This is a genomic window from Brochothrix sp., from assembly GCF_017549435.1.
GTDB lineage: Bacteria > Bacillota > Bacilli > Lactobacillales > Listeriaceae > Brochothrix > Brochothrix thermosphacta.
The window spans coordinates 1-10,124 of record NZ_JAFYUW010000092.1 but is presented as its reverse complement, the minus strand read 5'-3'; the positions used below and the strand labels follow the sequence as shown (position 1 = coordinate 10,124).

General features: G+C 36.5%; 9 protein-coding genes and 1 pseudogene. 9 read left to right on the top strand and 1 reads right to left on the bottom strand.

Annotation, left to right across the window (positions count from 1 at the left end; all coding sequences use genetic code 11):
• The 6 genes and pseudogenes from IKV95_RS06170 to glmS all read left to right on the top strand — a co-directional run.
• A pseudogene (locus IKV95_RS06170) lies at window positions 1-202 on the top strand (diadenylate cyclase); the annotation flags it as partial.
• The gene (locus IKV95_RS06165; protein WP_120473076.1) at window positions 199-1,332 is read left to right on the top strand and encodes a CdaR family protein; all 1,134 of its coding nucleotides are present in this window, start codon (window positions 199-201) and stop codon (window positions 1,330-1,332) included. The pseudogene IKV95_RS06170 and the gene IKV95_RS06165, both read left to right, overlap by 4 nt.
• A 41-nt stretch (window positions 1,333-1,373) precedes the next feature.
• A complete protein-coding gene (glmM, locus tag IKV95_RS06160) occupies window positions 1,374-2,723 on the top strand; it encodes a phosphoglucosamine mutase (protein ID WP_069126376.1) in 1,350 nt (449 codons plus the stop codon).
• Window positions 2,724-2,928: 205 nt separating this feature from the next.
• On the top strand, window positions 2,929-3,486 hold the full coding sequence (locus tag IKV95_RS06155; RefSeq protein WP_069118903.1) for a sugar O-acetyltransferase: 558 nt from the start codon (window positions 2,929-2,931) through the stop codon (window positions 3,484-3,486).
• Window positions 3,487-3,527: 41 nt separating this feature from the next.
• The gene (gene deoB / locus IKV95_RS06150) at window positions 3,528-4,712 is read left to right on the top strand and encodes a phosphopentomutase (RefSeq protein WP_069126378.1); all 1,185 of its coding nucleotides are present in this window, start codon (window positions 3,528-3,530) and stop codon (window positions 4,710-4,712) included.
• Window positions 4,713-5,081: 369 nt separating this feature from the next.
• Window positions 5,082-6,887 (top strand): glutamine--fructose-6-phosphate transaminase (isomerizing), encoded by a 1,806-nt coding sequence (gene glmS / locus IKV95_RS06145; protein WP_287451521.1) that lies wholly within the window; start codon window positions 5,082-5,084, stop codon window positions 6,885-6,887.
• A gap of 66 nt (window positions 6,888-6,953) precedes the next feature.
• Here glmS and IKV95_RS06140 read toward each other — a convergent pair whose 3' ends face one another.
• Complete coding sequence (locus IKV95_RS06140) at window positions 6,954-8,219, bottom strand: MFS transporter (protein ID WP_069126381.1); 1,266 nt, start codon at window positions 8,217-8,219, stop codon at window positions 6,954-6,956.
• Window positions 8,220-8,380: 161 nt separating this feature from the next.
• Here IKV95_RS06140 and IKV95_RS06135 point away from each other — a divergent pair, with 161 nt between their 5' ends.
• The 3 genes from IKV95_RS06135 to IKV95_RS06125 form a co-directional block, all read left to right on the top strand.
• Window positions 8,381-8,881: an ester cyclase gene (locus IKV95_RS06135; protein WP_081312169.1), complete on the top strand. Its 501-nt coding sequence runs from the start codon at window positions 8,381-8,383 to the stop codon at window positions 8,879-8,881.
• A 41-nt stretch (window positions 8,882-8,922) separates the two neighbouring features.
• Entirely contained in the window at window positions 8,923-9,504 is a 582-nt protein-coding gene (locus tag IKV95_RS06130; RefSeq protein ID WP_069120767.1) for a TetR/AcrR family transcriptional regulator, read from the top strand.
• 165 nt (window positions 9,505-9,669) lie between these two features.
• On the top strand, window positions 9,670-10,124 hold a 455-nt coding region (locus IKV95_RS06125; protein ID WP_287451519.1), incomplete at its 3' end, for an NADP-dependent oxidoreductase.

The following is a 10,124-nucleotide window of genomic DNA, read 5'->3' as shown; positions in this document are numbered from 1 at the left end:
TGCGATGGGGATTTCTGAAGTAACGGATTCATTGACAGTCATCGTATCAGAAGAAACGGGCGGCATCTCAACAACAATGAATGGAAAAATGCAACAAGAGTTAAGTTTAAGCGATTTACGAGCGTATCTTGAAAAAACGTTCGAAAAACAAGAGAGCAAACAAACCCTATGGATATTCCCAAAAAGGGGGCGTAAAAAATGATTGACCGCATACTATCGAGTCGTTGGGCATTAAGAGTGTTAGCATTGGTTTTAACGCTTGTACTCTACAGTGTGACAACAGATTCTACAGCAAGTAAAACACAAGAGAGTGGCCTGTCTTTATTAGGCAATGATACAGAAGTTATTACTGGTGTTCCGGTGAAAGTATTAAATGATTCAGATGGTATCGTTATTTCTGGTGTGCCTTCAGAGGTAACAATGGAAGTTAAAGGTTCACGCAATGTAATTAAAGCGATGGAACAGCAAGGTGATTTTTCGGTTGTTGCTGATTTACAGAATGTATCTGTAGGTACACAGATAGTCAAACTGGAACCGACTAATTTACCAGAGGGTATCGAAGCGACTGTTACGCCTGCTGAAATTACTGTAACGATTCAAGAAAAAATCACCAAGGAATTTAATGTCGAACCTGAAATATCACCACAGCTTATTGCTACGGGCTATAAATCTGGGCCGCCTACTTCAGATGTCGATAAAATCAAGGTGACTGGACCACGAGATACAATTTTAAATATTACAGCTGTAAAGGCTAAGGTTACATCTGAGCAACCGTTAAATGAGACAACAACGATTAAAACGAATTTAACAGTGCTTGATAATAACTATAATAAAATCACGAATGTTCAATTAAGTAAAAAGTCTGTTGAAATTACAGTACCGATTTCAAAATCAGGTAAAAGCATCCCGATTTCATTAATTCAAAAGGGAGAGCCAAAAAACAATCTGACTATTTCTAGTTTGACTTCTAATGTTTCACAAGTCACTTTAGAAGGCGATGAAAAAGAGCTCGATAAAATAAAATCGCTCGAAGTACCAGTCGATGTCAGTGATGTGAGTGGTAATATCATAAAAAAAGTTAACATACAGGTGCCTGATGGCATAAAGTTAGTTTCAGCACCAACAATTAATGTAACAATTCGTACAGGGGAAAAAGTAAACAATGTGAGAGAAGAAACAAATAAACAGAATGAAGAAGTAATTGAAAGTAGCGAAAAAAAAGCAACAGACACAAACACAGAGGTTGAAAATAACACAACTGATGAAGCAACAACGTCTGATAGTGAAACTGAAAATAAAGAAACTAATACATCCTCAGAAACAACGGAATAATAAGTTGTAACGTGGATTAATTTAAAGGAGCGAAATAAAAAATGGGTAAATATTTTGGAACAGATGGCGTACGAGGTGTAGCTAACCAAGAATTAACACCGGAGCTAGTTTTTAAATTAGGTCGTTTTGGAGGTTATGTATTAACGCAGCACTCAGATACAAAACATCCGCGCGTACTTGTAGGTCGTGATACAAGAATATCAGGTGTGTTGTTAGAACAGGCACTAATTGCCGGTCTTATTTCAGTTGGTTGTGAAGTAATGCGTCTTGGTGTTATCTCGACACCTGGTGTAGCTTATCTAACGCGCGTACAAGATGCTGCTGCAAGTATTATGATTTCTGCATCACATAATCCGGTACAGGATAATGGGATTAAATTTTTTGGACCTGATGGTTTCAAATTGAGTGATGAAGCTGAACTTGAAATTGAAGCGTTGCTTGATCAAACGGAGGATACTCTACCACGCCCGAGTGACGATGGTTTAGGATCAGTTGAAGACTTTTATGAAGGCTCAGCAAAATATCTACAATACCTACGTTCTTGTGCAAGTGAAGAGTTTACAGGTGTTAAGGTAGCTATCGATATGGCTAACGGTGCAACGAGTCAACTTGCTAACCGATTATTTGCTGATTTAGATGCTGATATCTTCACAATGGCTTCTACACCAGATGGGTTAAACATTAATGATGGTGTTGGCTCGACACATCCAGAAGCGTTGGCGCGTTTTGTCGTTGATAACGAAGCGGATGTTGGTGTAGCGTTTGATGGTGATGGTGACCGTATTATTGCAGTTGATGAAAAAGGTAATATTGTTGATGGTGACCAATTAATGTTTATCATTGGTAATTACTTATCTGAAAAAGGTTTGTTGAAAAACAACACAGTTGTCTCAACTGTCATGAGCAACCTTGGTTTCCATCGTGGCTTAGAAGAAGCTGGTATTAACGATGTAATGACTCAAGTCGGTGACCGTTACGTTGTCGCTGAAATGCGTAAGAATAATTTCAACTTTGGTGGCGAACAATCTGGTCATATCGTTTTATTAGATCATAATACAACAGGTGATGGTATGCTTGTAGCGGTTAAATTGGTTGATATTTTAAAACAATCGGGCAAAAAGATGTCAGAACTTGCTGATCAAATGGATAAATACCCGCAAAAGCTTGTAAACGTGCGTGTAACCGATAAACATCATGTCACTGATAACCAAACTGTTGCAGCTGTTATTGCTGAGGTAGAAGCTTTGATGGGCGATAAAGGCCGTGTCCTTGTTAGACCTTCAGGAACAGAACCGTTAGTACGTGTTATGGTTGAAGCGGCAAGTGAAGAAGATTGTGAAAATTACTGCGATAAAATTGTAGCAGTTGTACAAACAGAAATGGGTTTATAGGATTATAAAATATAATGGGTTTCTTGCTGACAGATTTGGCAGGAAGCCCTTTTTTTATGCATACGATGATGAGCTATCCAAAGCAACTGATGAAAGTGATGTGAACAAAAGTAAAAACTGTTAGAGAGAATTTGTTCAAACGATGTGATGAAAGCGTTTTATATGTTAAAATGAGAGAGTAGAAAGTTAATAAGGAGGTATGATAATGCTAACTGAGAAGCAAAAAATGTTAGCGGGCAAGCTGTACAATTCAATGGATGCAGAACTTGTCTTTGAACGAACACAAGCACGAACGAAAACACGATTATATAACGCTACATCGGAGATAGACATCCAAGAACGAAAAGCATTGTTAAAACAATTATTAGGAACATCAGATACAAATACTTATATTGAACCTAATATTCGTTGTGATTACGGGTATAATATCCATGTTGGTGCTAATTTTTATGCCAATTTTGATTGTGTTTTTTTAGATGTGTGTGCCATTCGTATCGGTGATAACTGCATGTTGGCGCCGGGGGTTCATCTCTACACAGCAACACACCCATTAGATGCACAGACAAGAATATCAGGTGCTGAATTTGGCAAAGAAATTAATATTGGCAACAATGTTTGGATTGGTGGCGGCGCTATTATTAATCCAGGTGTTACAATTGGAGATAATGCAGTCATTGCTTCAGGTTCTGTTGTAACCAAGGACGTTGTAGCTAATACACTTGTGGGTGGAAATCCTGCTAAAAAGTTAAAAGACATAGTATAATGAAGATGGCATATTACTTAAAATGAAGGGAAGTTTTAAAAATGAGTGAAAAATTCAAACGTATACATGTAGTTGTAATGGATTCAGTCGGTATTGGAGAAGCACCAGATGCAGCTGAATTTGGTGATTTTGATGTTGATACACTTGGGCATATAGCTCGTGAAAAAGGCGGCTTAACTGTTCCTAACTTAGCAGATTTAGGTCTTTCGAATATTAAAGAAATACAAGGCGTTCCTAAAGCAGAAACAGCACTTGGTTATTATACAAAAATGCAAGAAACATCAGCAGGTAAAGATACAATGACAGGTCATTGGGAGATCATGGGGTTATTTATTGATACGCCTTTCCGTGTCTTTGAAAATGGTTTTCCTGATGAATTAATTGAAAAAATCGAAGCTTTCTCAGGTCGAAAAGTTATTGGTAATAAACCAGCCAGTGGGACAGAAATTCTAGAAGAACTTGGTGAAGAGCAATTGAAAACAGGTGCATTAATTGTTTATACATCAGCTGATTCAGTGTTGCAAATTGCTGCCCATGAAGAGGTTATTCCATTAGACGAATTGTACCGCATTTGTGAGTACTGTCGTGAAATCACACGTGAAGACCCGTATATGCTTGGACGTATTATTGCGCGTCCTTATCTAGGGACAAATGCAGCAGATTTTGCACGTACGCCAAATCGTCACGATTATGCGCTCAAACCATTTGATAAAACAGTTATGGATCATGTTAAAGATGGTGGTTTAGATGTTGTCGCTATTGGGAAAATTTCAGATATTTTTGATGGCGAAGGTGTAACGAAAGCAGTCCGCACACAATCAAACATGGATGGAATGGATAAGTTTGTTGAAGTGTTGAAATCTGATTTCCATGGTATGAGTTTCTTAAACTTAGTTGATTTTGATGCGGTATATGGCCACCGTCGTAATCCTATTGGTTATGGTGATGCATTGGAAGAATTTGATGCTCGTTTACCTGAGGTATTCGCCAACATGAAAGAGGATGATCTTTTGATTATCACTGCCGATCATGGGAATGATCCGACATACAAAGGCACAGACCATACACGTGAATATGTACCGTTATTGGTTTATGGGAAAAACTTAACAGGAAACGGTGAATTAGCATTAAGAGAAACATTTGCTGATTTGGGAGCGACAGTTTCTGATAATTTTGGTGTTAAAATGCCAGCATACGGAAAAAGCTTTTTAGGTGATTTAAACTAGTATTTCCATTAGTCATCGGAATTGAGCTATACCAATTGATAAAAAGACATAATTCTTATATAGAATTATGTCTTTTTTGTTTATTTTATAATGAATTTTATTGACTTTGATAAGCGTGTTGGTGTACAATTTACTTTGTTACATAAAACGTTTAAGACTGTACCAATTTAATGAAAGCTTAATTGCTAGCGCCAGTACTTATAGTTAAATAAGTAGACGAGGAGAAAGTTATCGAGGAGTCGGCGGATACTTTCCGGCCTGTTGGGGTCGATATGCGAGGTTAAAACAAGCAGGTGACTGTTTGCACAAGAACCGAGTAAACAACGGTCTTTCTTGAAGCGTTTAATACACTTTAGGAGGAATTATAAGATGTGTGGAATTGTTGGTTATATTGGAAAGTTAAATGCAAAAAATATTTTGTTGGATGGTTTAGAAAAATTGGAATATCGTGGTTATGATTCAGCGGGGATTGCCCTTGTAGCTGATCAAACAGTTATTACGACTAAGACTAAGGGACGTATCGCTGATTTACGTCAAGCCGTAGCTAATGACGCTACTGGTACTTGTGGAATTGGACATACACGTTGGGCGACACATGGTGTGCCAAATGAAGAAAATGCGCATCCACATCAATCACAATCAGGTCGTTTTACGATTGTTCATAACGGTGTTATTGATAATTACCGTCAGTTAGAAGAACAGTATTTAAACGGGGTGGCATTACAAAGCGATACAGATACAGAGATTGTTGTGCAATTAATGGATAAATTTGCTGAAAAAGGTTTATCAACAGAACAAATTTTCCGTAATGTGTTAGATGTTTTGGATGGTTCATTTGCGTTTGGTTTAATTGATAGTGAACGTCCAGGAGAACTTTTTTTCGCTAAAAATAAAAGTCCATTGCTAATCGGTGTAGCTGCTGAAAGCAATATGCTCGCAAGTGATGCTATGGCTGTTATCAAAGAAACCGATCAATTTGTTGAAATTAATGATGGTGAATATGGTATTTTAACAGCAGAGAGATACCAACTTTTTAGTGGAACAACAAATGAAGCCATTGAACGTGCACCGTTTACAGCTTCAATTGATGCAGACGATGTTGAAAAAGGTATGTATCCGCATTATATGATGAAAGAAATCGATGAGCAACCAGGTGTTATTCGCCGTATTGTTCAAAAATATCAAGATGAAACAGGTGCGTTTACGATTGCAGAAGATTTACAAGCTGCTGTTATCAACGCTGATCGTTTATACATCGTAGCATGTGGAACAAGTTATCACGCAGGTTTAATTGGTCGTAAATTGATTGAAGAAAAAGCGGGCATTCCTGTAGAAGTGGTTGTGGCAAGTGAGTTTGGTTATGATATGCCTTTATTATCTGAAAAACCAGCATTTTTATTCATCTCACAAAGTGGTGAAACAGCAGATAGCCGTCAAGTCCTTGTGAAGGTGAAAGCATTAGGACATGCTGCAATTACTTTAACAAATGTACCTGGATCGACGTTATCACGTGAAGCAGATTATACATTGTTATTACATGCTGGACCTGAAATTGCTGTTGCATCAACAAAAGCATACACAGCTCAGGTAGCTGTATTAAGCATTCTCGCTGAAACTCTAGGCAAAGCTCAAGATATTGTTCAAGTGCATGATATGGCTCATGAATTAGGTATTGTAGCTAATGCTATGCAAACAATCATTGATGAGAAAGAGCAAATCCAACAAATGGTGTTAGATTATGTTGCAACAACACGTAACGCGTTTTTCTTAGGACGTGGCGTTGATTACTTTGTCTCTTTAGAAGCGGCATTGAAATTAAAAGAAATTTCTTATATTCAAGCAGAAGGCTTTTCAAGTGGTGAACTAAAACATGGTACAATCGCCTTGATTGAAGATGATACACCAGTGATTGCTTTGGTGACACAACCTCATACGCAATTACAAATTCGTAGTAACTGTTCGGAAGTACAATCTCGTGGTGCTAAAGTAGCGATTGTTGTGACTGAAGAATTGGCTCAAACTGGCGATACGTTTGTTATCCCAAACACTGCACTTGAATTAACACCACTTGTATCTGTTGTCTTTACGCAATTATTTGCTTATTACGCAGCCCTTTCACGCGGCTGTGATGTTGATAAACCACGTAACCTTGCAAAATCAGTGACAGTGGAATAGAGTTGTTTTTTAAAAACCTTTTGGATGTGTTATTATCTAAAAGGTTTTTTTGACGACAATTTTATTTTAGCTTATTTTTGATAGATCTACCTTCAAGAGAAGCTTTTTTGTCGCTTTGTAAGTGGTTAACCAAAATATAATTGCTAAAAAACTAATAGTAAAACCGAAGATACAAATGCCTTTCCAACCGTAGTATGTATAAATATTTGTTGAAATAATTGATCCAGTAGCACTTCCTACAGAATAAAAAATCATATAAGCAGCAGTGAGTCGGCTTCTTGCTGCGGTATTAATTTTTAAAGTTAGGCTTTGATTGGTGACATGGATAGCTTGGATTGCAAAATCAAATAAAATAATGCCAATAACTAGTAAAAAAATAGAGCTGTCTATAAAGCTAATGAAAAACCAAGACGATAATAGTAACAAGAGCGCAATAAAGGTGGTGAGTTGACCAAAGCCTTTATCTGCTAGGTTACCTGACCAATTAGCACCTAATGCTCCAAACACACCTATCAGCCCGAATAATCCCACAATCATGTGTGAAAAAGAGTGTGGTGGCGAAACTAACGGATAAACAAAAGCAGTCCAAAATGTACTGAAACTAATGAAAATAAGAAAAGCAAGTAATCCACGAATAATTAGAATTTTTTCACGAACGAGTAATAGTACAACTGAAAATACTAGCTGAGGATAAGATAGTGTCGATTTTTCATACAGTTTTGTAGGGAGTTTTTTAAGTAAGAGACTAATCAATAGCAACAAGATTGCTGCAGACGAAAGATAGACAGATCGCCATCCTGCTAAATCGTTCATTATTCCAGCGAAAGTTCGTGCGAGTAAAATACCGATAACAATTCCGCTTGTAACCAAACCGATTATTCGACCGCGTTCAGAAGGTCGTGTTAGAAGTGCTGCATAGGCAACGAGAGTTTGTGTAACGGTTGCAAGTAAGCCGACTGCTCCAATACCAATAAAAAAAACAATACTATTAGTTGCAAAACTAACAACGGTTAATGCGATTACAAGTAATAATATTTGATAAAGAATGACGGAACGGATATTTAATATATCACCTAGTGGTACTAATAAAAGCAAGCCAAGTGCATAAAATACTTGTGATATTGTAATGACGATGCCGATGGTTGCTTTAGAAATCAAAAATTCGTCAGCTATAGAATCTAGTAAGGTGTGCGCAAAATAAATATTAGCAACAGTCATCCCTGCTGTTAGTGCTAATAGAAACTCCGAGAATTTAGTTAGTGTGTTATCGTACGTTAATCGCAAAGTTTGTTTAATAACTGAGTAGGGTGTGTTTGTATCATGATGCTTCAAATTAAATTCCTCCAATTGAATACCGTTCGGTATGTTATTTTATATTTTAAAGCATAGTTTTAATTTTGAAATCTGTCAAATTATTTTTTTTATTGACAAAATATGGATTGAGTAATAATATTTTAATTATACCGATTGGTAAAAAAACGAAGGTTTTGATTATGCTAGATGAAAATAAAGAAGTTTTAGATTATCACCTATTAAATAATAATGTACCTTTGAGTGAATTGTACCCCTCGTTAACAGATGATGAACAAGTAATTGAAAAATTTTATGAAGTTGTAAGGTCGGGTACTAAACTAGAGCAAGTTGGTATCTTTATGGCGAACGAAGTGAAAGCTAACCAGATGAACTCTGAAAATTTTGTAACTATAACAAGGACCCCGCTTGAGTATGCTGAGCATATAAATGAAATGTTAGAAATTTGGGGAAATTTTAAAATTGAAGTTCAGGAAATTTTTTCAAATGAAAATAAAGTTTACGTGAGATGGAAACAATCAGGAAAACACAGAGCTGAATACGACGGTTATGCACCAACTAATAAAGAAGTTATTGAAGTAGGTAGTGCTGTCTATCGATTAGAAAATAAAAAAATAGTAGAATATTGGATTCAGGTGGATAGACTTGGAATTTTAGAACAATTAAAAATAAACCAAGAATAAGATGATTCGATAAGTGTTTATATTATGAAGGAGGATGAACCATGGCTCGAAAACGAGCGTTTGATAAAGATAAAGCATTAGATTTTGCAATGGAAATTTTTTGGGAAAAAGGTTATGCTACGACATCTATCAGTGATTTAACAGAAGTAATGGGTATTCAACGACCAAGTTTGTACAGTGCATTTGGTGATAAAGAAGAACTGTTTGAGTCTGCATTGCGTAGATATAATAACCAACATGCTTCTTTTATTCGAAAAAAATTACAAACATACACATCTGTGAAAGTTGCCTTTCTTAATTTATTTGAAGGGGTAATCGAAGAAGAATATAGCAGGGATACGAGTAAAGGTTGTTTTTGTATTAATACAATTGTAGAGCTAGCACCACATGATGAAAAATTTGAAGTTTTAACAAGAGAACATCAAATGTATCTAACAGTTATTTTCCAAGAAAAGCTGTTAATGGGTGTTGAATCTGGAGAAATAGATAAGGATATTGATGTGAAAGCAGTGGCACATTCCTTAGTTGTCACATTGGTAGGTATTACGGTATTGTTGAAATCAGGTATCAATCGATTGCTAATCGATAACGCTGTTAATTTAACATTATCATTAATTAAATGAATGTAATAAAAAAATTTAAAATCGTCAAAATACTAGAGTCAGTTATCTCATTATGTATCTTTTGAATGAAGTTCTTATTTTTGCGTTCAATCCCTACTTGTTTTACACTTAGCATTGTAGAAATTAAAAGCTTTAATCACGATAAATTGATAGGAGTGAAGCGTAATGAAAGCAATGCAAATTAGTCAATATGGCAAAGATGAAAAAGTTATTTTAACAGAGGTAAAAACACCTGCTGTTGGCGCTCATGATATTTTAATTGAAGTCTATGCGGCTAGCGTGAACCCTGTTGATTACAAATTACGTGACGGTGCATTAAAAGCTGTGCGTCCTAAAAAATTGCCCTTAACATTAGGCAATGATTTTGCTGGTATTGTTACGAAGATTGGTGCAGAGGTGACACGTTTTAAAGTGGGTGATGCGGTTTATGGGGCAGCGAGTGCCGACCGTTGGGGCAGTTTTGCAGAGTATTTTGTCGTTGGAGAACAATATGCGGCTTTGAAACCAAGTAATCTCAGCTTTACAGAAGCCGCTTCATTACCACTGACAGCTTTAACGGCTTATCAAGCTTTAACTGAATGGTTGGATGTTCAACCCGGTCAAAAAATCTTTATTCCAGG

What these genes read in the sequence shown, in the direction of transcription:
- IKV95_RS06165 (WP_120473076.1), top strand. Translation starts at nt 199, where the DNA reads ATGATTGACCGCATACTATCGAGTCGTTGGGCATTAAGAGTGTTAGCA.
- glmM (WP_069126376.1), top strand. Translation starts at nt 1,374, where the DNA reads ATGGGTAAATATTTTGGAACAGATGGCGTACGAGGTGTAGCTAACCAA.
- IKV95_RS06155 (WP_069118903.1), top strand. Translation starts at nt 2,929, where the DNA reads ATGCTAACTGAGAAGCAAAAAATGTTAGCGGGCAAGCTGTACAATTCA.
- deoB (WP_069126378.1), top strand. Translation starts at nt 3,528, where the DNA reads ATGAGTGAAAAATTCAAACGTATACATGTAGTTGTAATGGATTCAGTC.
- glmS (WP_287451521.1), top strand. Translation starts at nt 5,082, where the DNA reads ATGTGTGGAATTGTTGGTTATATTGGAAAGTTAAATGCAAAAAATATT.
- IKV95_RS06135 (WP_081312169.1), top strand. Translation starts at nt 8,381, where the DNA reads ATGCTAGATGAAAATAAAGAAGTTTTAGATTATCACCTATTAAATAAT.
- IKV95_RS06130 (WP_069120767.1), top strand. Translation starts at nt 8,923, where the DNA reads ATGGCTCGAAAACGAGCGTTTGATAAAGATAAAGCATTAGATTTTGCA.